General features: G+C 57.0%; 19 protein-coding genes and 1 pseudogene. 12 read left to right on the forward strand and 8 right to left on the reverse strand.

What is annotated here, in order from left to right:
- Window positions 1-6 precede the first annotated feature (6 nt).
- On the forward strand, window positions 7-1,197 hold the full coding sequence (locus ACE3MN_RS03505) for a glycoside hydrolase family 88 protein (RefSeq protein WP_049087440.1): 1,191 nt from the start codon (window positions 7-9) through the stop codon (window positions 1,195-1,197).
- Between the two features lie 44 nt (window positions 1,198-1,241).
- Here ACE3MN_RS03505 and ACE3MN_RS03510 read toward each other — a convergent pair whose 3' ends face one another.
- From ACE3MN_RS03510 to qseB, 4 genes are all read right to left on the reverse strand, one after another.
- On the reverse strand, window positions 1,242-1,556 hold the full coding sequence (locus tag ACE3MN_RS03510; RefSeq protein WP_004135759.1) for a putative quinol monooxygenase: 315 nt from the start codon (window positions 1,554-1,556) through the stop codon (window positions 1,242-1,244).
- Between the two features lie 90 nt (window positions 1,557-1,646).
- Window positions 1,647-2,228, reverse strand: coding sequence for an NAD(P)H-dependent oxidoreductase (locus ACE3MN_RS03515; protein ID WP_004125278.1), 582 nt, complete (start codon window positions 2,226-2,228; stop codon window positions 1,647-1,649).
- A 106-nt stretch (window positions 2,229-2,334) separates the two neighbouring features.
- On the reverse strand, window positions 2,335-3,684 hold the full coding sequence (gene qseC / locus ACE3MN_RS03520) for a quorum sensing histidine kinase QseC (RefSeq protein WP_049087439.1): 1,350 nt from the start codon (window positions 3,682-3,684) through the stop codon (window positions 2,335-2,337).
- A complete protein-coding gene (gene qseB / locus ACE3MN_RS03525; protein ID WP_004135762.1) occupies window positions 3,681-4,340 on the reverse strand; it encodes a quorum sensing response regulator transcription factor QseB in 660 nt (219 codons plus the stop codon). The genes qseC and qseB overlap by 4 nt, the downstream gene beginning before the upstream one ends.
- Window positions 4,341-4,491: 151 nt before the next feature.
- On the opposite strand from qseB, the gene ACE3MN_RS03530 reads away from it, so the two are divergent.
- The 5 genes and pseudogenes from ACE3MN_RS03530 to ACE3MN_RS03550 all read left to right on the forward strand — a co-directional run.
- Window positions 4,492-4,899: a YgiW/YdeI family stress tolerance OB fold protein gene (locus ACE3MN_RS03530; protein ID WP_004135770.1), complete on the forward strand. Its 408-nt coding sequence runs from the start codon at window positions 4,492-4,494 to the stop codon at window positions 4,897-4,899.
- A gap of 152 nt (window positions 4,900-5,051) precedes the next feature.
- A complete protein-coding gene (parC, locus tag ACE3MN_RS03535) occupies window positions 5,052-7,310 on the forward strand; it encodes a DNA topoisomerase IV subunit A (RefSeq protein ID WP_102650091.1) in 2,259 nt (752 codons plus the stop codon).
- Between the two features lie 191 nt (window positions 7,311-7,501).
- Window positions 7,502-8,239: a 1-acylglycerol-3-phosphate O-acyltransferase gene (gene plsC, locus ACE3MN_RS03540; protein WP_004125254.1), complete on the forward strand. Its 738-nt coding sequence runs from the start codon at window positions 7,502-7,504 to the stop codon at window positions 8,237-8,239.
- An 84-nt stretch (window positions 8,240-8,323) separates the two neighbouring features.
- Complete coding sequence (gene ftsP, locus ACE3MN_RS03545) at window positions 8,324-9,736, forward strand: cell division protein FtsP (protein ID WP_004125252.1); 1,413 nt, start codon at window positions 8,324-8,326, stop codon at window positions 9,734-9,736.
- A gap of 30 nt (window positions 9,737-9,766) precedes the next feature.
- A pseudogene (locus ACE3MN_RS03550) lies at window positions 9,767-12,007 on the forward strand (YgiQ family radical SAM protein); the annotation flags it as partial.
- 127 nt (window positions 12,008-12,134) lie between these two features.
- On the opposite strand, the gene dkgA reads toward ACE3MN_RS03550, so the two are convergent.
- Together dkgA and yqhD are read right to left on the reverse strand one after the other, a co-directional pair.
- Complete coding sequence (dkgA, locus tag ACE3MN_RS03555) at window positions 12,135-12,962, reverse strand: 2,5-didehydrogluconate reductase DkgA (protein WP_004135777.1); 828 nt, start codon at window positions 12,960-12,962, stop codon at window positions 12,135-12,137.
- Between the two features lie 132 nt (window positions 12,963-13,094).
- Window positions 13,095-14,258, reverse strand: a complete 1,164-nt coding sequence (gene yqhD, locus ACE3MN_RS03560; protein ID WP_004125245.1) for an alcohol dehydrogenase — start codon at window positions 14,256-14,258, stop codon at window positions 13,095-13,097.
- 196 nt (window positions 14,259-14,454) lie between these two features.
- Here yqhD and ACE3MN_RS03565 point away from each other — a divergent pair, with 196 nt between their 5' ends.
- Window positions 14,455-15,354 carry an AraC family transcriptional regulator gene (locus tag ACE3MN_RS03565; RefSeq protein ID WP_004115613.1) on the forward strand — a complete coding sequence of 300 codons (900 nt, stop codon included), beginning with the start codon at window positions 14,455-14,457 and terminating at the stop codon, window positions 15,352-15,354.
- A gap of 31 nt (window positions 15,355-15,385) precedes the next feature.
- On the opposite strand, the gene yghB is transcribed toward ACE3MN_RS03565, so the two are convergent.
- Complete coding sequence (yghB, locus tag ACE3MN_RS03570; RefSeq protein ID WP_004125241.1) at window positions 15,386-16,045, reverse strand: DedA family general envelope maintenance protein YghB; 660 nt, start codon at window positions 16,043-16,045, stop codon at window positions 15,386-15,388.
- A 132-nt stretch (window positions 16,046-16,177) separates the two neighbouring features.
- Complete coding sequence (gene metC, locus ACE3MN_RS03575) at window positions 16,178-17,365, reverse strand: cystathionine beta-lyase (protein WP_004125240.1); 1,188 nt, start codon at window positions 17,363-17,365, stop codon at window positions 16,178-16,180.
- 251 nt (window positions 17,366-17,616) lie between these two features.
- Between metC and exbB the strand changes: the two genes are divergently transcribed.
- The 5 genes from exbB to ACE3MN_RS03600 all read left to right on the forward strand — a co-directional run bounded on the left by exbB (window position 17,617) and on the right by ACE3MN_RS03600 (window position 20,797).
- Window positions 17,617-18,348, forward strand: coding sequence for a tol-pal system-associated acyl-CoA thioesterase (gene exbB / locus ACE3MN_RS03580; RefSeq protein ID WP_004125237.1), 732 nt, complete (start codon window positions 17,617-17,619; stop codon window positions 18,346-18,348).
- 6 nt (window positions 18,349-18,354) lie between these two features.
- Window positions 18,355-18,780 (forward strand): TonB system transport protein ExbD, encoded by a 426-nt coding sequence (exbD, locus tag ACE3MN_RS03585; protein WP_004135785.1) that lies wholly within the window; start codon window positions 18,355-18,357, stop codon window positions 18,778-18,780.
- 142 nt (window positions 18,781-18,922) lie between these two features.
- A complete protein-coding gene (locus ACE3MN_RS03590) occupies window positions 18,923-19,417 on the forward strand; it encodes a TIGR00645 family protein (protein WP_004105804.1) in 495 nt (164 codons plus the stop codon).
- A gap of 121 nt (window positions 19,418-19,538) precedes the next feature.
- Complete coding sequence (gene yghX, locus ACE3MN_RS03595) at window positions 19,539-20,426, forward strand: YghX family hydrolase (RefSeq protein ID WP_064411354.1); 888 nt, start codon at window positions 19,539-19,541, stop codon at window positions 20,424-20,426.
- 83 nt (window positions 20,427-20,509) lie between these two features.
- Complete coding sequence (locus tag ACE3MN_RS03600; protein WP_024358670.1) at window positions 20,510-20,797, forward strand: DUF2623 family protein; 288 nt, start codon at window positions 20,510-20,512, stop codon at window positions 20,795-20,797.
- Window positions 20,798-20,831: the final 34 nt, after the last annotated feature.

Consider the following 20,831-nt stretch of genomic DNA (forward strand, 5'->3'; position numbering starts at 1 on the left):
CGAAATATGTTAAATAATATCGTAGAGGAACCATTGCGCGATTTCCCCGGCGAGCCGATCTCAATGGATTGCTTCCGGGAAGAAATGAAGCGGGCGCGTGAAGATGTCCTTGAACTGATTGGCCGTCATTTAACGGAATTCGGTGAACAATTTCCCGCTGAGACCTGCGTCGAAGGTTATTATCCGTTGACTGAAAACGTCGAGTGGACGACCAGTTTTTGGACCGGACAGCTATGGCTGGCGTGGGAGATGAGCGGTGAAGATAAGTTTCGTCAGATGGCGGAGAAAAACGTGCGGACTTTCGGTCTGCGTATTGCAGGGCGTCACGACACCAATACGCATGATTTGGGCTTTCTCTACACGCTTTCCTGCGTGGCGGCCTGGCGTTTAACCGGTAATCGCGACGCGCGCGGGTTCTCGCTGATGGCGGCGGAAGCTCTGTTGGAGCGCTTTCACGCGAAGGCGCAGATTATTCAGGCCTGGGGCGATCTCAACGATCCCGCCCAGGCCGGGCGGATGATTATTGACTGCACGATGAATCTGCCGCTGCTTTATTGGGCAAGCGAGCAAACGGGCGACCCGCGCTTCAGGGATGCGGCTCTGGCGCACGTCAGGCAATCGGCGGCTTTTCTGGTACGTGAAGATGCTTCGACCTGGCACACCTATTATATGGATGTTGTCAGCGGGAAGCCGCGCTATGGGAATACTCAGCAGGGTTATGCCGATGATTCCTGCTGGTCCCGCGGCCAGGCGTGGGGAATTTATGGTTTTCTGCTCAGCTATATCTATACCGGCGACAGGGCGCTGGTCGGCCTGGCAAAAAAACTGGCCAACTATTTCCTCAACCGCCTGCCAGAGGACTATGTCTGTCATTGGGATCTGGCGCTGATAAACACCGATGCGCTGCGAGACTCTTCTTCGGCTGCTATCGCCGTATGCGGTCTGCTGGAGTTGGTTAAGCAGTTGCCAACGACCGACCCGGATCGCGAACGCTATCAACAGTGGGCGATGGCGATAATGGCCTCGCTAACGAAGGGCTATCTGATGGCAAAAAGTGACAAGGGTAATGGTTTACTCAAGCACTCGGTCTACCATCTGGCGAGTAATAAAGGCGTCGATGAGTGCTGTAGCTGGGGGGACTATTTTTACGTTGAAGCGCTGATGCGCATGACGCAGAACTGGAAACTGTACTGGTAACGCTATTGCCCGGTAGCGTGCGCTTACCGGGCGGCCAGCGTTGCTTAAATGCCCGCTTCCAGAATACGAATGCTCATCTCCAGCACGTCGCCTTTCACGGCTTCGCTGTAGGCTTTCATGTGCGGGGTCTGCAGGTGCGCTTCAAGATGCGCGACGCTTTCCCACTGCTCGACCATCACAATTGAGTCCGGCGAGGTGGTCTGAAAACTGACGCCAGCGGCGTGATCCACCAGCGGCGCATAGCCGTGGCAGCCCTCTTCCTGGAGAACGGTCGGGGTAATTTTTGCGAACTGATCCAGCACCGCCTGGCGGTGGTGTTGGCCCGGACGAGTGCGAATTTCAGCGATCACTGTCAACATGGTTAACTCAACTCCTTCTGTCTATTCTCATCATACTTCAAGCCGCCGCTCGGTTAGCCGCGCTTGTCGTCTTTTCATAACTCATTACAGTTAACCAAAAATTTCAGCCAGATGCTTGCGATATTCTGCCGTATAACGCGGAACATCGGGCATTTTGATCACATCGTTGGCGATGAAGGTCGGCAGGGCGCTCATCCCGAGGAACTGGTTGGCCTTATGGAACGGCAGGTAAACGCCATCGACGCCAACGCCGTGGAAGAACTGATCTTTCTCGGTGAAGGCTTCCATCGGCGCGTTCCAGGTCAGGGACAGCATATATTTTTTGCCCTGAATCAGGCCGCCGGAGCCATATTTCTTACTGGCATCGGAGCGGGTGCGGCCATCGCTGGCATACAGCGCGCCGTGACCTTCGGTAAAGACGTCATCGATGTACTTTTTCACCGTCCACGGCGCGCCCATCCACCAGCCCGGCATTTGCCAGATAACGGAATCGGCCCACAGGAAGTTTTGCACTTCGGTTTTCACGTCGTAGTCGCTATCGGCGCGGACCACTTTAACATCATGCCCGAGGTCGCGCAGATAGGTTTCCGCGACTTCAGTCAGGGTGTCGTTCAGCTGGCCGTTAGAGTGGCCGAACTTTTTTGCGCCATTAATAATCAGGATGTTGCTCATTTTTTATCCTCAACTTTTCAATTTTGTGGTTAATTTTACCCCGTCGGGCAGAGCGGTAAAATGAGCAAAATGTGCAAAGTCTTTTGCTTTTATAGCAATAATGCCGCTACCAGCGAATGCGCGCCTCGAATCCGCCGTCCCGGGCGTTGCCGAAACTTGCCGTCATCCCGTGCAGCGCGGCGATACGTTTGACGATGGAGAGCCCGAGGCCGCTGCCGGGCTGCTCCTGGCCAGGAGGACGATAAAAGCGCTCGCCGACGCGCGTCAGGGCCTCGGCGCTGATGCCCGGGCCGTTGTCGCGTACGCGGAATTCACCGGCATCCAGGGTGATGTCGACCTGGCTTCCGGCGGGGCTGTAGCGCACGGCGTTATCTAAAAGATTGCGCACCAGCAGGCTTAGCAGCAGCGGCTGCCCGGTGCGCATGATGCTCTTTGCGTTCAGGTGCAGGCGCAGCTCAACTCCGGCCAGCTGCGCCGGGTGGTACATCTCCATGACCGCCGACTGGAGCAGTTCATCAAGAGCGATCGTTTGAACATCATCCAGCTGCGCCAGCGAATCCAGGCGCGATAGAGTCAGTAGCTGGTCGACCAGGCGGGTTGCGCGATCGATACCCTGATGGAGCTGCTCCAGCGCTTTATCCAGCCCTTGCGGATCGTCCAGCGAGAGCTGGGCCACTTCAGTCTGCACCTTCAGCGCCGCCAGCGGGCTGCGCAGTTCGTGGGCGGCATCGGAGGTGAAGCGACGCTCGCGGATCATGGTGTCGTGCGTCCGGGTAAAGAGCTGATTTAGCGCGTCGACCAGCGGACGGACCTCATTAGGCACGTTGTCGCTATTTAGCGTTTCGGCGGAATCCGGCGCCCGGGTGCGCAGCGTGGTGGCCAGCTTTTTCAGCGGCGCCAGTTCCCGGCTTAACAGCACGATGAGCAGTAAAAACATCAGCGGCAGCGCCACCAGCCAGGGCGTAAGCTGTGAGGTGACGATATCCAGCGCCATCTCGCGGCGGTAATCCCACTCCTGGCCGACGACGATACGATGGCGCCCGTCGCGGGTGGTGAGCCACAGAAAGCGCCACTCGTCATCGTCGCCGCGCAGATAGCCGTCGCTGAACCCCTCCCGGTCGTTACCCCACAGGATATCCTGGCCATTTTCGCCATCGTTAAGCACCATTTTGCCGTCGGTCGTAAAGATAGCGAAAGCCAGCGCATCGTCGTCGAGATGGCCGTGCTTGACCTTTTTCTTCGTCCGCACCTGCGGCGCGAGAGTATGCAGCTCGTCGAAATTCATCGCGCTTAGGCGGCGGGCGAAAAGCAGCTGCTGCGTATCGAACAGCTTATCCAGCTTGTCGGTGGTCTGTTGCCAGGCCACAAAGCTGGCCATGCCCCAGGCGGCGCTGGTCAGCAGCAAAAAAAGCAGCGTCAGGCGGACCCGCAGGCTCAGTTTTCCCAGCCGCTTCATGCGTCCCCCAGGGTATAGCCGATGCCGTGTACGGTACGAATGAAAGCGCTGCCGAGCTTACGGCGCAGATGATGGACGTGCACTTCTATGGCGTTGCTGGAGACGTCGTCATCCCAGCTATAGAGCTTTTCTTCAATAAGCTTACGCGGCAGCACGCGTCCGGCATTGCGCATCAGCAGCTCCAGCAGAGCAAACTCCTTTGGCTTGAGCGCCAGGCTCTCGCCGTTCAGGGTGGTTGTGAGTCGGCCTGGATCGAGGACCACATTGCCGTGCCGCAGTTCGCTGCTGCTTTGGCCGTGGGCGCGGCGCATCAGCGCTTCCAGGCGCGCGGCAACTTCAACCAGCGCGAAAGGTTTGCAAAGATAGTCATCGGCGCCGAGCCGAAGCCCTTCGACACGCTGGCTGAGCGCGTCGCGGGCGGTCAGGATCAGTACCGGTTCGTGGCGGCCTTTGTCGCGCCATTCGCGCAGAATATCCAGCCCATCGATACCGGGGAGCGTCAGGTCCAGGACAATGGCGTCGTACGGGGCGTTGTACAGCGCGGCTTTGCCTTCCTCGCCGCGGGTAAACCAGTCGACGCTGAAGCCCAGTTTGGCCAGTCCGGTTTTGAGGCCGTCACCGATCAGTTTGTCGTCTTCCACCAGTAAAATGCGCATTCTCCTGCTCCTGTGTCCCTCGGCTATTCCAGCAGTAAAGCGCGTCGCGGCGCGCGCTGTACAGGAAAAAAAATTATTTTTTCCGCTTAAGAAGTTGTTAAGTTTTGCCCGGTGTAATAGTGACGATATAAACACAAAGGGAGAACACATCATGAAGAAAATCGCCGCAATGACCGCTATCATCGCCTTAGTTTCCATGCCGGTACTGGCCGCTGAGCAGGGCGGATTTTCCGGACCTGGATCCGCGCCAACCAGCCAGACGACCACGCAAAACGGCGGGTTCATTGGCCCGAACGGGAGCGTAACAACGGTCGCCAATGCGAAAACCCTGCGTGACGATACCTGGGTGACCCTGCGCGGTAAAATCGTGGAGCGTATTTCCGACGACCTGTATAAATTCCAGGACAGCTCCGGCATCGTGAACGTCGATATCGATCATAAGCGCTGGAACGGCGTGACCGTAACCCCGCAGGACACGGTAGAGATTCAGGGTGAAGTCGATAAAGACTGGAACTCTGTGGAAATCGACGTAAAGCAGATTCGTAAAATCGCGCAATAATATTTGGCCCCGATCTCATGTCGGGGCATAACCCGTGAATCAGGGATCCTCAACCGGCCTAACGCCCTGTGACTCAGGGCGTTAGATAGGGTATTATCGCCGGTAGTTTTGCCGTCCGAACGGCCGGTACGCAGATTGAGGATTCACGATTAATGAGCGATATGGCAGAGCGCCTCGCGCTGCATGAATTTACGGAAAACGCCTACCTTAACTACTCCATGTACGTCATCATGGACAGGGCGCTGCCGTTTATTGGCGATGGCCTGAAGCCGGTCCAGCGTCGCATCGTCTATGCGATGTCTGAACTGGGTCTGAACGCCAGCGCTAAATTCAAAAAGTCCGCCCGCACCGTCGGCGACGTTCTGGGTAAATACCATCCGCACGGCGATAGCGCGTGTTATGAAGCCATGGTGCTGATGGCGCAACCCTTCTCTTACCGCTATCCGCTGGTCGACGGTCAGGGGAACTGGGGGGCGCCGGACGATCCTAAATCCTTCGCCGCGATGCGTTATACCGAATCCCGTTTGTCGAAGTATGCTGAACTGCTGCTGAGCGAACTGGGGCAGGGCACCGTTGACTGGGTACCGAACTTTGACGGCACCCTGCAGGAGCCGAAAATGCTGCCTGCGCGCCTGCCCAATATTCTGCTCAACGGCACTACCGGCATCGCCGTCGGCATGGCGACGGATATTCCGCCGCACAACCTGCGTGAAGTCGCTCAGGCGGCCATTACCCTGATTGAAAAACCGCAAACGTCGCTCGACGATCTGCTGGATATCGTACAGGGGCCGGATTATCCGACCGAAGCGGAAATCATTACCCCCCGCGCCGAGATCCGTAAAATCTACCAGAATGGCCGCGGTTCGGTGCGTATGCGCGCGGTGTGGACGAAAGAAGACGGCGCGGTGGTGATCAGCGCCCTGCCGCATCAGGTTTCCGGCGCCCGCGTGCTGGAGCAGATCGCCGCCCAGATGCGCAATAAAAAGCTGCCGATGGTGGATGACCTGCGCGACGAATCGGATCACGAAAACCCGACTCGCCTGGTGATTGTCCCGCGTTCTAACCGCGTGGATATGGAGCAGGTGATGAACCACCTGTTCGCGACGACCGATCTGGAAAAGAGCTACCGTATCAACCTGAATATGATCGGTCTCGATAACCGTCCGGCGGTAAAAAACCTGCTGGAAATCCTCTCGGAATGGCTGACTTTCCGTCGCGATACCGTACGCCGTCGTCTCAGCTACCGTCTGGAAAAAGTCCTCAAGCGCCTGCATATCCTGGAAGGTTTGCTGGTGGCGTTTCTGAATATCGATGAAGTTATCGAAATTATCCGCCACGAAGATGAGCCGAAACCGGCCCTGATGTCGCGCTTCGGCATCAGCGAAACCCAGGCGGAAGCGATTCTGGAGTTAAAACTGCGCCATCTCGCCCGACTGGAAGAGATGAAGATCCGCGGTGAACAAAGCGAGCTGGAAAAAGAACGCGACCATCTGCAGGCCATTCTGGCTTCAGAACGCAAGATGAATAACCTGCTGAAGAAAGAGCTGCAGGCCGACGCTGACGCCTACGGCGACGATCGCCGTTCGCCGCTGCGCGAGCGTGAAGAAGCGAAAGCGATGAGCGAGCACGATATGCTGCCGTCCGAGCCGGTCACTATCGTTCTGTCGCAGAGCGGCTGGGTTCGTAGCGCCAAAGGTCATGATATCGACGCGCCGGGGCTGAACTATAAAGCGGGCGACAGTTTTAAAGCCGCAGTGAAAGGGAAGAGCAATCAGCCGGTGGTCTTCATTGACACCACCGGGCGCAGCTACGCGATTGACCCGATCACCCTGCCGTCCGCACGCGGGCAGGGCGAGCCGCTCACCGGTAAGCTGACGCTGCCGCCGGGGGCGACGGTGGAACATATGCTGATGGAGGCCGATGATCAAAAACTGCTGCTGGCTTCCGACGCAGGCTACGGGTTTATTTGTACTTTCAACGATCTGGTTGCGCGCAATCGCGCCGGTAAGACGTTGATTAGCCTTCCGGATAACGCCCACGTGATGCCGCCGCTGGTGATTGAGGACGAGTCCGATATGCTGCTGGCCATTACCGCCGCCGGCCGCATGCTGATGTTCCCGGTCAGCGACCTGCCGCAGCTGTCGAAAGGCAAAGGCAACAAGATTATCAACATCCCGTCGGCGGAAGCGGCTGCGGGCCAGGATGGCCTGGCGCATCTGTTTGTCCTGCCGCCGCAAAGTACGCTGACGATTCACGTCGGCAAACGGAAAATCAAACTCCGTCCGGAAGAGCTGCAAAAAGTCACCGGCGAGCGCGGCCGCCGCGGCTCTCTGATACGCGGACTGCAGAAGATCGACCGGGTGGAGATTGATTCACCGCGTCGCGCCTCCGCGGGCGATAGCGAAGAGTAGGATGACCCTCCCTCGCAGTTCGGCGGGGGAGGTTAATATTTACCGCAAAATCGTTGTTTATTCAGGCATTGCGATTAACAATATCCGCCAGCATCGTTCGGGTGCTTAACGCGCTTTGCAATGATGCCCGATGCCTGCAATCTGCGAAACAGCGAGTATAATTCTAAGCGGTTTGGGTTTTAGAGGTAGCTATGCTATTTATTTTTCGACTAATTATCGTTGTCATCTATTGTATTCTGGTCTGCATCTTCGGCTGTATTTATTGTCTGTTCAGTCCGCGTAATCCTAAGCACGTCGCCACCTTCGGTCACCTGTTTGGCAAACTGTCGCCGGTTTTCGGCCTGAAAGTCGAGCTGCGCAAGCCGGCCGATGCGGAAAGCTACGGCAACGCCATCTATATCGCTAACCACCAGAATAACTATGATATGGTGACGGCATCAAATATCGTGCAGCCGCCGACCGTTACCGTGGGTAAAAAGAGCCTGGCGTGGATCCCATTTTTCGGCCAGCTCTACTGGCTCACGGGGAACCTGCTGATTGACCGCAATAACCGGGCAAAAGCGCACGGCACTATTGCCGAAGTCGTGAACGCGTTTAAAAAGCGCAATATCTCTTTTTGGATGTTTCCGGAAGGGACCCGCAGTCGCGGTCGCGGTCTGCTGCCTTTTAAAACCGGCGCTTTTCATGCGGCTGTCGCTGCTGGCGTGCCCATTATTCCGGTGTGCGTGTCTAATACATCGAATAAAATTAATCTCAATCGCCTGAATAACGGTCTGGTGATTGTAGAAATGCTGCCGCCGGTAGACACCAGCCAGTATGGAAAAGAGGGCGTTCGCGCGCTGGCGACGCACTGTCGCGAGCTGATGTCCGCTAAAATCGCTGAGCTGGATAAAGAAGTTGCCGAACGCGAAGCGGCCGCAAAGAAATAACACAGGAAACGCCGCGAACCGCGCGCGTATTGCTGGCGGGAAACGAATTCCCTTGTTAATTAGTCAGTATTTCATGGAGTAAATATGTCACTCAGTCGGCGTCAGTTCATTAAGGCTTCAGGCGTAGCGCTGTGCGCAGGCGCCGCGCCGCTGAAGGCACAGGCCGCTGGTCAGCAGCCTGCGCTGCCGATCCCTCCTCTGCTGGAGTCCCGCCGCGGGCAGCCGCTATTTTTGACGCTACAGCGAGCGCACTGGTCGTTTACGCCCGGAACCCGCGCATCGGTGTGGGGGATTAACGGCCGCTATATGGGGCCAACTATTCGTGTCTGGAACGGCGACGATGTGAAGCTGATTTACAGCAACCGCCTGACGGAAAACGTCGCGATGACGATCCGCGGTCTGCAGGTTCCCGGTCCGCTGATTGGCGGCGCCGCGCGCATGATGTCCGCCAACGCCGACTGGGCTCCGGTACTACCAATCCGCCAAAGCGCGGCGACGCTGTGGTATCAGGCCAACACGCCAAACCATATGGCAAAACAGGTCTATAACGGCCTGGCCGGGATGTGGCTGGTGGAAGATGATGTCAGTAAAAATCTGCCGATCCCCAATCACTACGGCGTGGATGATTTCCCGGTGATTATTCAGGACAAGCGTCTGGATAACTTCGGTACGCCTGAGTATAGCGAGCCCGGTAGCGGAGGGTTCGTTGGCGATACGCTGCTGGTGAACGGCGTTCAGGGGCCTTTCGTGGAAGTGTCGCGCGGCTGGGTGCGCCTGCGCCTGCTGAATGCGTCCAACTCCCGTCGCTATCAACTGCAGATGAGCGATGGTCGATTGCTGCACGTGATTTCCGGCGATCAGGGGCTGCTGCCGGCGCCGGTTTCGCTGAAGCAGCTGTCGCTGGCGCCGGGCGAGCGTCGTGAAATTCTGGTCGATATGACCAACGGCGATGAAGTGTCGATCACCTGCGGGGAAGCGGCCAGCATCGTCGATCGTATTCGCGGCTTTTTCGAACCGTCGAGCATCCTGATTTCCACGCTGATTCTGACGCTGCGCCCGACGGGCCTGCTGCCGCTGGTGACCGATAGCCTGCCCGTGCGTTTGCTGCCGACGGAAATTCTGGCCGGCGCGGCGATTCGCAGCCGCGATATCACGCTTGGCGACGATCCGGGTATTAACGGTCAGCTGTGGGATCCGCAGCGTATCGATATTACGGCGCAGCAGGGAACCTGGGAGCGCTGGACGGTGCGCGCCGACCGGCCGCAGTCGTTCCATATTGAAGGCGTCATGTTCCAGGTGCGTAACGTCAACGGCTCCGCGCCGTTCCCGGAAGATCGCGGCTGGAAGGATACCGTCTGGATCGATGGCCAGGTTGAGCTGCTGGTCTATTACAATCAGCCCTCCTGGCCGCACTTCCCGTTCCAGTACTTAAGTCAGACGCTGGAGCTTGCCGACCGGGGCTCTATTGGCCAGATTCTGGTGAATCCGGCGCCGTAATGTGTTCTGTCCCGGCCCCTGCTGGCCGGGATCGGAAAAACCTCCTTCATTTCTTCCATCGTTCCGGCTTATAATCGCCGCCCTTTTTGATTATTTTTTTATCATTTCCCCGGAAGCAATATGAGCGCAATATCCCTGATCCAACCGGATCGTGACCTTTTCTCCTGGCCGCAGTACTGGGCCGCCTGCTTTGGCCCCGCGCCGTTCTTGCCGATGTCGCGAGAAGAGATGGATCAACTTGGCTGGGATAGCTGCGACATTATTCTGGTTACCGGCGATGCTTATGTCGATCACCCGAGCTTCGGCATGGCGATCTGCGGACGCATGCTGGAAGCGCAGGGATTCCGCGTGGGGATTATTTCCCAGCCGGACTGGAATAATAAAAACGACTTTATGCGCCTGGGTAAACCGAACCTGTTCTTCGGCGTCACCGCCGGTAACATGGACTCGATGATCAACCGCTACACCGCTGACCGTAAGCTGCGCCATGACGATGCTTACACGGCGGGTAACGTGGCCGGCAAGCGCCCGGATCGCGCTACGCTGGTCTACACTCAGCGCTGCAAAGAGGCGTGGAAAGATGTGCCGGTGATCCTCGGGGGCATCGAAGCCAGCCTGCGCCGTACCGCGCACTATGACTACTGGTCCGATACCGTGCGCCGCTCGGTGCTGGTGGACTCTAAGGCCGATATGCTGATGTTCGGCAACGGCGAGCGTCCGCTGGTGGAAGTGGCGCACCGTCTGGCCGCCGGCGAGCCTATCGGGCAAATTCGCGACGTTCGCAACACCGCCATCATGGTGAAAGAGGCGCTGCCGGGCTGGAGCGGAGTCGATTCCACGCGTCTGGATACGCCGGGGAAAATCGACCCAATCCCGCATCCGTACGGTGAAGATCTGCCGTGCGCGGATAACAAAACCGTCGCACCGCCAAAACAGGAAGCGAAGCGCGTCACCGTGCAGCCGCCGCGTCCGAAGCCGTGGGAGAAGACCTACGTCCTGCTGCCTTCCTTTGAAAAGGTGAAGGGCGACAAGGTGCTCTACGCCCATGCGTCGCGGATCCTGCACCATGAAACCAACCCCGGCTGCGCCCGCGCGCTGATGCAGAAACACGGCGAGCGCTATATCTGGGTTAACCCGCCCGCTATTCCGCTTTCCACCGAAGAGATGGATAGCGTGTTTGCCCTACCGTATAAGCGCGTTCCGCATCCCTCATACGGCGATGCCCGCATTCCGGCCTACGAGATGATCCGCTTCTCGATTAACATTATGCGCGGCTGTTTTGGCGGCTGTTCCTTCTGCTCGATTACCGAGCATGAGGGCCGTATCATTCAGAGCCGCTCCGAAGATTCGATCATCAATGAAATCGAAGCGATTCGCGACACGGTCCCCGGCTTTACCGGCATTATTTCCGATCTTGGCGGTCCGACGGCTAACATGTATATGCTGCGCTGCAAGTCGCCGCGCGCCGAGCAGACCTGCCGCCGCCTGTCATGCGTTTACCCGGATATCTGTCCGCATATGGACACTAACCATGAACCGACGATTAATCTTTATCGCCGCGCCCGTGACCTGAAAGGCATCAAAAAGATCCTTATCGCGTCCGGCGTGCGTTACGACATCGCCGTTGAAGACCCGCGCTATATCAAAGAGCTGGCCACCCATCACGTCGGCGGCTATCTGAAGATTGCCCCGGAGCATACGGAAGAGGGGCCGCTGTCGAAGATGATGAAGCCGGGAATGGGCAGCTACGATCGTTTTAAAGAGCTATTTGATACCTATTCGAAACAGGCCGGTAAAGAGCAGTATCTGATCCCTTACTTTATCTCCGCACACCCGGGGACGCGCGATGAAGATATGGTGAACCTGGCGCTGTGGCTGAAGCAGCATCGTTTCCGTCTGGATCAGGTGCAGAACTTCTATCCGTCGCCGCTGGCGAACTCAACCACCATGTATTACACCGGTAAGAACCCGCTGGGTAAGATTGGCTATAAGAGTGAGGATGTGGTGGTGCCGAAGGGCGACAAACAGCGCCGCCTGCACAAGGCGCTGCTGCGCTACCACGATCCGGCTAACTGGCCGCTGATCCGCCAGGCGCTGGAAACCATGGGTAAAAAGCACCTGATTGGCAGCCGTCGCGATTGTCTGGTACCGGCGCCGACGATCGACGAAATGCGCGAAGCGCGTCGCCAGAACCGCCATACCCGTCCGGCGCTGACCAAGCATACGCCGATTGTGCACCAGCGCTCGAACGGCGGGGCGACGGCGAAGAAGCCCGTAAAACGCGGTAAGGTCGCCGGTCGTTAATTCGGCTGCATTGCCCGGCGGCGTTAGCGTCTGCCGGGCTTACAAAACATCTCCAGGCCGGATAAGCGCCAGCGCTATCCGGCTTTTTTACGGTTTAGCCGCCAAACTGATCCGGGTCTGGCCCCAGGCGTTTGTTCTGGTCCAGTTTAGTGATTTCACTTAATTCATCTTTATCAAGACGGAAGTCCCAGACGTTAAAATTCTCGGCAATGCGCGATGGCGTCACCGATTTCGGGATCACCACCAGGCCGCTGTCCAGATGCCAGCGAATAACGATCTGCGCCGGGGTTTTACCGTATTTATCCGCCAGTTGACGAATAATTTTCTGATCGAATACCCCTTCGCCGCCCTGCGCCAGCGGGCTCCAGGACTCGGTCTGAATTTTATGCGTCGCATTCCAGGCGTGAAGCTGACGCTGCTGCATCAGCGGGTGAAGTTCAATCTGGTTTATCACCGGCGCGACGCCGGTTTCATCGATGATTTTTTGCAGATGATGAACCTGGAAATTACACACGCCGATGCTTTTTGCCAGCCCCTGCTGCTGCAGCTCAATTAAGCTTTTCCAGGCGTCGACGAAGTGGTTCGTTGCCGGAACCGGCCAGTGAATTAAATATAAATCGACATAGTCGAGCTTCAGTTTTTTCAGGCTTTCCTGCAGCGCTTCTTTGGGCTGCTTTTGATCGTCATTCCACAGTTTCGTGGTGACGAACAGCTCATCGCGGGGGACGCCTGCGCTGCTCAATGCGTTGCCGACGCCGGTTTCATTCTGGTACACGGCGGCGGTGTCAAACGAGCGATAACCGACTTCCAGCGCCTTATGAATGGCGGAGACGACTTCCTCGTTGCCTGCTTTCCACACGCCGAGCCCCAGCTGCGGCATCAGGTTGCCGTCGTGTAGTTTTATAACGGTTGGATGTGTCATGCCTTCCTCCTGTTAATGAACTCAGCGGAATAAAATCCGCCGAGGGGTAGCATTAAGTCTGGACGAAATAGCTAAAAACGGTAGTTAAACTCCTCTCCTTTGCGCGAGTTTACGCGTCGGAGAGGAGGTTGATTAGCGCGCAGCCTCGTAAATACGGCGGCTGACGTCCAGCGTAATATCCTGGTTTTCGCCCAGTTGGGTCATGCCGTGCTCTTCCAGCTTCGCCAGTAGCGCCGGGATAGAGCTGCCATCCAGACCGTAGGCGGAAAGGCGCGTCGGGACGCCCATCTGTTCGAAGAAATCACGCGTTGCGGCGATGGCGGCATCGATACGCTGTTCTTCAGAACCTTCGGTGATGTTCCAGACGCGAGCGGCGTACTGCAGCAGCTTGGCGCGTTTAACGTCGCGTTTTTCATTCCACAGCGCAGGCAGGACGATAGCCAGGGTCTGGGCGTGATCGAGACCGTGCATGGCGGTCAGCTCGTGGCCGAGCATATGGGTCGCCCAGTCCTGCGGCACGCCTGCGCCAATCAGGCCGTTCAGCGCCTGGGTGGCCGCCCACATAATATTGGCGCGTACGTCGTAGTTTTCTGGCTCTTTCAGCGCTTTCGGGCCATCTTCCACCAGGGTCAGCAGAATGCCTTCGGCGAAGCGGTCCTGAATTTTGCCGTCGACCGGATAGGTGACGTACTGCTCAACGGTATGGACAAATGCGTCGACTACGCCGTTAGCCACCTGGCGCGGCGGCAGGGTGTAAGTGTAAACCGGATCCAGGATAGCGAACACCGGCTGGACGTGGCTGGACATAAACGCGCGTTTGTCGCCGGTGGTTTTGCGCGAGATGACCGCGCCTTTATTGGATTCGGAACCGGTCGCCGGCAGCGTCAACACGGAGCCCATCGGGATGGCGCTGGCCACTTTGCTACCGTAGGTTTCGAGGATTTCCCACGGATCGCTGTCGGCATTGTAGTGGGCCGCTGCGGCGATAAATTTGGTGCCGTCGAGAACGGAACCGCCGCCCACCGCCAGCAGGAACGTGATCTTTTCATCACGGGCGATTTTCACCGCGTTCATCAGCGTTTCGTAGGATGGGTTGGGCTCGATGCCGCCAAATTCCCGGACGTCAATGCCGTTCAGCGCACTGAGAACCTGATCAAGCACGCCGGTTTTTTTCACGCTACCGCCGCCGTAGGTGACAAGCACGCGAGCATCCGCCGGGATTTGATCGCGCAGATTTTCAATCGCGCCTTTACCGAACAGAATGCGGGTTGGGGTATGTAGGTCGAAATTATTCATGGCTGGTGCCCTCAAATAGATAAAACCGCCAACAGAGACAATCCCTCTGTCAGATGACGGACATTGTGTTCCCGTCGCCCGTTCCCCTCAATGCACATTCCTGCCGTTGTCTTGCCCATTTCTCCTTGGGGCTGGAGAAATGCGCCGCAAGTGCGCACAATACGGAGGTATAAAAACGTTCGCAGAGGCCCGAAAAATGAACCGCGCTGAGATATGCCAGCTATTAACGCATAAAGTTAATCAGCTGAAAGATAAAGAAGAAATGCTTAATGGTCTGCTGCCGGATATTCGCCTGCTGTACGGTACCCAGCCGGGGACGCGGACGCCGGTCATGTATCAGCCGGGGATCGTTTTTCTCTTTTCCGGGCATAAAATTGGCTACATTAATGAGCGTACCTTTCGCTATGACACCAATGAGTATCTGCTGCTGACGGTACCGCTACCGTTTGAATGCGAAACCTTCGCCACCCCGGAAGTGCCGCTGGCGGGGATTCGGCTGAACGTCGATATTCTGCAGCTGCAAGAGCTGCTGATGGATATCGGTGAAGATGAGCAGTTTCAGCCGTCCATGGCGTCGAGCGGGATCAACTCCGCGGTGCTGTCCGAAGAGATTCTGTGCGCGGCGGAGCGCCTGCTGGATGTGATGGAGCGCCCGCTGGACGCGCGCATTCTGGGCAAACAGATTATCCGCGAAATCCTTTATCACGTGCTGACCGGGCCGTGCGGTGGGGCGCTGCTGGCGCTGGTCAGCCGGCAGACCCACTTCAGCCTGATCAGCCGCGTGCTGAAGCGTATTGAAAGCCAGTACACGGAAAACCTCAGCGTCGATCAGCTGGCGGCGGAAGCCAATATGAGCGTCTCGGCGTTCCATCATAACTTTAAATCGGTCACCAGCACCTCCCCGCTGCAGTATCTGAAAACCTACCGTCTGCACAAAGCGCGCATGCTGATGATCCACGATGGTATGAAGGCCAGCGCGGCGGCGATGCGGGTAGGGTATGAAAGCGCGTCGCAGTTCAGCCGCGAGTTTAAGCGTTATTTCGGCATGACGCCGGGGGAAGATGCGGCGCGAATCAGAACGATTCAGGGGATGTGAGGGCGGCGAATCCGCGCCGCCCTGGAAACGCTCAGGCGTTACAGTATTTCTTTTTAATCACCACGATAACCGTACCGAGCAGCCCGGCGATCAGCAGCGCGATAGGCAAAATCATCAGGCAGGTCATGACCTGATCTTCATGACGCTTAACGAAGGGAATCATGCTCAGCGCATAGCCCAGGCCGGTAACCACGCCAACCCACAGCAGCGCGCTCAGCCAGTTGAAGAACTGGAAGCGGCGGTTTGGCAGCCCGGAAATGCCCGCCATGGTGGGCAGCAGGGTGCGAACAAACGCCAGAAAACGCCCGGCCAGCAGCGCCAGCAGGCCGTGTTTGTCAAACATGCAGGTTGCCCGCTGATGGTACTTATGCGGCAGATGCCCAAGCCAGCGCTTAACCGTGACGGTGTTACCCAGCCAGCGCCCCTGGATATAGCTCAGCCAGCAGCCGAGGCTGGCCGCGGCGGTTAAAATGGCGACCGTGGGTACAAAGTCCATTACGCCTTTGGCGATCAGCGCCCCGGCGAGCAGCAGCAGGCTATCGCCCGGTAAAAATGAGGCGGGCAGCAGACCGTTTTCCAGAAACAGGGTTGCGAACATGACCAGATATACAACGCCCACAACGTGGGGGTTTGCCAACGCGGCAAAATCATGCTGCCACAGCGCGGCGACAATTTCTTGAATGACAACCATGGACTTTCCTAAGTGGTACCGTGTTTTTTGTCTAGTGTACTCCTGAAGAGGCTCGGGCACCTTGATCCCGGGCGCAACTAAAGCGGCCGTTTTTCTAAAAAACGTCCGCTATTGTTGCCACTGAGTGTCACTTTACACGATACGCGCGAAGCCCGCCGCTAAATCATCCTGCAGATCGGTAACATTTTCTAACCCGATATGCAGGCGGATCAGCGTGCCGCTGAAATCAACTTCAGCATCAGGTCGGATTGCGGCAATGTGTTCCGGCTGATTGGCTAAAATCAGCGATTCAAAGCCGCCCCAGGAGTAGGCCATGCTGAACAAGCTGAAGTGGTCCAGATAAGCGGACAATTCGGCGTCGGTCAGGCGTTTATTGAGCACGAAAGAGAACAGGCCGCTGCTGCCGGTGAAGTCGCGCTGCCAGAACTCATGGCCTTTGCTGCCGGGCAGAGCGGGGTGGTTCACGCGGGCCACCTGCGGATGCTGCGCCAGCCATTCGGCAATCTGCAGGCTGCTTTCATGGTGCTGACGCAGGCGCACCGCCAGGGTGCGCAGACCGCGGCTGGTCATATAGGCGGTATCGGCATCCACCATTTGCCCCATCAGATAGGCGTTTTCGCGCAGCTGCGCCCAGCAGCGCTCATTGGACACGGCGGTACCGACCATGGCGTCGGAATGGCCGATCAGGTATTTGGTGCCGGCCTGAATGGAGATATCGATACCAAACTCCAGCGCTTTGAACAGCACCCCCGCCGCCCAGGTGTTGTCGATCATAATGATGGCTTCTGGAGCGACGCGGCGCACCGCTGCAACGATCGCCGGAACATCATGAACTTCCATGGTGATGGAACCGGGGGATTCGAGGAACACCACGCGGGTGTTCGGCTGTACCAGACGGGCGATATCGCCGCCGATGAGCGGGTCGAACCAGCCGGTGGTGACGCCGAGTTTGGCGAGGATTTTGGTGCAGAAATCCTGGGTAGGTTCATAGGCGGTGTTGGTCACCAGAATATGGTCGCCCTGCTCGACAAACGCCAGAATGGTATTGGCGACCGCCGCCGCGCCGCAGGGAAAGAGCGCGCAGCCGGCGCCGCCTTCCAGCTCGCACATCGCTTCCTGGAGAGAAAAGTGGGTCAGCGTCCCGCGACGCCCGTAGAACAGCTCGCCTTTGGCGCGGTTGCGGGTGGCGTGTTTTTTCGCTTCGACGGTGTCGAAAACCAGCGATGAGGCGCGCTGAATGACGCTGTTTACCGAGCCCTGGGTGTATTTTTTGCTGCGCCCGGCATGAACCAGCGCAGTATCAAGATGTTTATCAGCCATGTTCAGATAACCTGTTTTTATACGTCTGGACGTCTAAACTAACATGAATACCCGTTGATGTACCGGGTCGCGGCGGATACAGGTAAAAATTTTACCAACGGCGGGGTCAGCAACTTTTTTACTGCGTAAGCGCAAGGAAAATAATCGTGATTTACTGCACAGTGTAAATACTAATGAGAACCACTATCAATTCGATGCCGTTTTGATATTATTGTGCGCAGTTTTTGTGATTTACGTCCTGGAGATACAGTGTGGGTAATAATTTGATGCAGGCGGATCTCTCCGTTTGGGGTATGTATCATCATGCCGATATTGTCGTTAAGGTAGTGATGATCGGCCTGATTCTGGCGTCGGTGGTCACATGGGCTATCTTTTTCGGCAAAGGCGCAGAGATCCTGGCCAGCAAGCGTCGCCTCAAGCGTGAACAGCAGCTGGTTGCCGAAGCACGCTCTCTCGACCAGGCCAGCGATATCGCTAACGCGTTCGAGGCGAAAAGCCTGACTTCCCAACTGATCAACGAAGCGCAGAACGAGCTGGAGCTGTCCGCAGGTTCTGAAGATAACGAAGGCATTAAAGAGCGTACCGGTTTTCGACTGGAGCGTCGCGTGGCGGCGGTGGGTCGTTACATGGGGCGCGGCAACGGTTATCTGGCGACCATCGGCGCGATTTCCCCGTTCGTCGGTTTGTTTGGTACCGTCTGGGGCATCATGAACAGCTTTATCGGTATTGCCCAGACCCAGACCACCAACCTGGCGGTCGTGGCGCCAGGCATCGCGGAAGCGCTGCTGGCTACGGCAATTGGCCTGTTCGCTGCGATTCCGGCGGTGGTCATCTACAACATTTTCGCCCGTATGATTGCCAGCTACAAAGCTTCACTTGGCGATGTCGCCGCCCAGGTTCTGCTGCTGCAAAGCCGTGACCTGGACCTGAGCGCCAGCGGCGTTAAGCCAGTGCGTACCGCCCAGAAACTCCGCGTAGGTTGATGCTTTATGGCCATGCATTTTAACGAAAACCTCGATGATAACGGTGAAATGCACGACATCAACGTGACGCCGTTTATCGACGTCATGCTGGTGCTGCTGATCATCTTTATGGTGGCGGCGCCGCTGGCCACCGTAGACGTGAAGGTGAATCTTCCGGCTTCTTCCAGCCAGCCGCAGCCGCGCCCGGAAAAACCGATCTACCTGTCGGTGAAGGCGGACAAAACCATGTTCCTCGGTAATGACCCCATCACCGAAGAGAGCATGATTGCGTCCCTGGATGCCCTGACCGAAGGCAAGAAAGATACCACCGTCTTCTTCCGCGCGGATAAAACCGTGGACTACGAGACGATGATGAAGGTCATGGATACTCTGCACCAGGCGGGCTATCTGAAGATTGGCCTGGTGGGCGAAGAGACCGTCAAAGCCAAGTAACCCCTTACCGACTCATCTCCCAGGCTGGCCTTGCGCCAGCCTTTTTTATCTCCTCGAATCGCTCTCCTGTTGGACGACTGTTGCTATAACGTTACCCTGTTGCGGTATAATGGCGGTCGTTTATGTTAACTGACAGGATCTTATGGAACGCTTTCTGGAAAATGCTATGTACGCCTCGCGCTGGCTGCTGGCGCCGGTTTATTTTGGCCTTTCGCTCGGTTTGATTGCGCTGACGATCAAATTTTTTCAGGAGATCTTCCACATACTGCCGCATATTTTCAGCGTCAGTGAGTCGGATATGATTCTGACCCTGCTGTCGCTGGTGGATATGACCCTGGTGGGCGGTCTGCTGGTGATGGTGATGTTCTCCGGCTATGAAAATTTTGTTTCGCAGCTGGATATCAACGAAGGTAAGGAGAAGCTCAGCTGGCTGGGCAAAATGGACGCCACTTCGCTGAAAAATAAGGTGGCCGCCTCCATCGTGGCGATCTCCTCTATTCACCTGCTGCGGGTGTTTATGGATGCGAAAAACGTCCCGGACAATAAGCTGATGTGGTACGTCATCATCCACCTGACCTTTGTGCTGTCAGCCTTTGTGATGGGCTACCTCGATCGTCTGACCAAAGTGAAACACTGATCCCTTCTCTCCCGGCGGCGTTGGCCGCTGGGCTTTTTACTCCCCGTTTCTGCTTTTCTGCGCTGGCGTATGTCGGGGCTTCTGCTTTGCTTAAAGGGCGCTTAACAACGGAGGCAGGGTGATGACGCGATTAACGGCCAAAGATTTCCCGCAGCAGCTGCTCGAATACTATGACTACTACGCCCACGGCAAAATCAGCAAACGCGAGTTTCTCCAGCTGGCGGGGAAGTATACCGTCGGCGGGATGACCGCGCTGGCGCTGTTTAATCTGCTGAAGCCCGACTATGCTCTGGCAGAGCAGGTACCGTTCACCGACCCGGATATCCGCCCGGAGTATATTCATTATCCCTCTCCTGACGGCCACGGCGAAGTGCGGGCTTATCAGGTGATGCCGGCGAAAATAGCCGACAAAGCGCCTGCCGTGGTGGTGGTTCATGAGAACCGCGGCCTGAATCCCTATATTGAAGACGTTGCCCGGCGGGTGGCGAAAGCGGGCTATATCGCGCTGGCGCCGGATGGCCTGAGCTCCGTCGGCGGCTATCCGGGGAATGATGATGAAGGCCGCGCGCTGCAGCAGAAAGTCGATCCCGTGAAGCTGATGAATGATTTCTTTGCGGCGGTCGCGTTTATGGCGAAGCATCCGCAGGCGACGGGGAAGGTCGGTATCACCGGTTTTTGCTACGGCGGCGGCGTCAGCAACGCGGCGGCGGTGGCTATCCCTGAGCTGGCCTGCGCGGTGCCGTTTTACGGCCGCCAGCCGCCATTGAAGGAGGTCGATAAAATTAAAGCGCCGCTGCTGCTGCACTATGCCGGCCTCGATAGCGGCATTAATGAAGGCTGGCCCGCCTATGAACAGGCGCTGAAGGCGCATAATAAAGTTTACGAGGCCTATCTCTATCAGGGCGTGAATCACGGCTTTCATAATGATTCCACGCCGCGCTACGATCGGGCTGCGGCTGACCTGGCCTGGCAACGCACGCTGGCATGGTTTGAACGGTATTTACGTTAGCGAACTCGTCAGAAATAGCGCTACCGCTCGCTTAAAAAAACGCTATATAATTTAATATATAGCGATTGGGTGGGGAGGGCGCGATGGAAAATCATTTTGGTAAAGGCTTAATGGCGGGGCTACAGGCATCCTATGCTGATACCGCTACGCATGCGGCGAACTTTTGCGCCGACTATAAACGCGGGTTTGTGCTTGGCTACTCGCACCGCATGTTTGAAAAAACCGGCGATCGCCAGCTTAGCGCCTGGGAAGCGGGGATCCTCACCCGTCGCTACGGTCTGGAAAGAGATTGGGTGATGGACTTCTTTAAAGAGGGAAATTCGTCTACCGCGCAGCGCTACTTTATGGCGGGCTATCGGCTGGAAAGCTAAAAACCGGAGGTGGGCGCCTCCGGTGGGCCAGAGC

The organism is Klebsiella grimontii (assembly GCF_042137965.1).
GTDB lineage: Bacteria > Pseudomonadota > Gammaproteobacteria > Enterobacterales > Enterobacteriaceae > Klebsiella > Klebsiella grimontii.

What these genes read in the sequence shown, in the direction of transcription:
- ACE3MN_RS03505 (WP_049087440.1), top strand. Translation starts at nt 7, where the DNA reads ATGTTAAATAATATCGTAGAGGAACCATTGCGCGATTTCCCCGGCGAG.
- ACE3MN_RS03510 (WP_004135759.1), bottom strand. Translation starts at nt 1,556, where the DNA reads ATGTTGACAGTGATCGCTGAAATTCGCACTCGTCCGGGCCAACACCAC.
- ACE3MN_RS03515 (WP_004125278.1), bottom strand. Translation starts at nt 2,228, where the DNA reads ATGAGCAACATCCTGATTATTAATGGCGCAAAAAAGTTCGGCCACTCT.
- qseC (WP_049087439.1), bottom strand. Translation starts at nt 3,684, where the DNA reads ATGAAGCGGCTGGGAAAACTGAGCCTGCGGGTCCGCCTGACGCTGCTT.
- qseB (WP_004135762.1), bottom strand. Translation starts at nt 4,340, where the DNA reads ATGCGCATTTTACTGGTGGAAGACGACAAACTGATCGGTGACGGCCTC.
- ACE3MN_RS03530 (WP_004135770.1), top strand. Translation starts at nt 4,492, where the DNA reads ATGAAGAAAATCGCCGCAATGACCGCTATCATCGCCTTAGTTTCCATG.
- parC (WP_102650091.1), top strand. Translation starts at nt 5,052, where the DNA reads ATGAGCGATATGGCAGAGCGCCTCGCGCTGCATGAATTTACGGAAAAC.
- plsC (WP_004125254.1), top strand. Translation starts at nt 7,502, where the DNA reads ATGCTATTTATTTTTCGACTAATTATCGTTGTCATCTATTGTATTCTG.
- ftsP (WP_004125252.1), top strand. Translation starts at nt 8,324, where the DNA reads ATGTCACTCAGTCGGCGTCAGTTCATTAAGGCTTCAGGCGTAGCGCTG.
- dkgA (WP_004135777.1), bottom strand. Translation starts at nt 12,962, where the DNA reads ATGACACATCCAACCGTTATAAAACTACACGACGGCAACCTGATGCCG.
- yqhD (WP_004125245.1), bottom strand. Translation starts at nt 14,258, where the DNA reads ATGAATAATTTCGACCTACATACCCCAACCCGCATTCTGTTCGGTAAA.
- ACE3MN_RS03565 (WP_004115613.1), top strand. Translation starts at nt 14,455, where the DNA reads ATGAACCGCGCTGAGATATGCCAGCTATTAACGCATAAAGTTAATCAG.
- yghB (WP_004125241.1), bottom strand. Translation starts at nt 16,045, where the DNA reads ATGGTTGTCATTCAAGAAATTGTCGCCGCGCTGTGGCAGCATGATTTT.
- metC (WP_004125240.1), bottom strand. Translation starts at nt 17,365, where the DNA reads ATGGCTGATAAACATCTTGATACTGCGCTGGTTCATGCCGGGCGCAGC.
- exbD (WP_004135785.1), top strand. Translation starts at nt 18,355, where the DNA reads ATGGCCATGCATTTTAACGAAAACCTCGATGATAACGGTGAAATGCAC.
- ACE3MN_RS03590 (WP_004105804.1), top strand. Translation starts at nt 18,923, where the DNA reads ATGGAACGCTTTCTGGAAAATGCTATGTACGCCTCGCGCTGGCTGCTG.
- yghX (WP_064411354.1), top strand. Translation starts at nt 19,539, where the DNA reads ATGACGCGATTAACGGCCAAAGATTTCCCGCAGCAGCTGCTCGAATAC.
- ACE3MN_RS03600 (WP_024358670.1), top strand. Translation starts at nt 20,510, where the DNA reads ATGGAAAATCATTTTGGTAAAGGCTTAATGGCGGGGCTACAGGCATCC.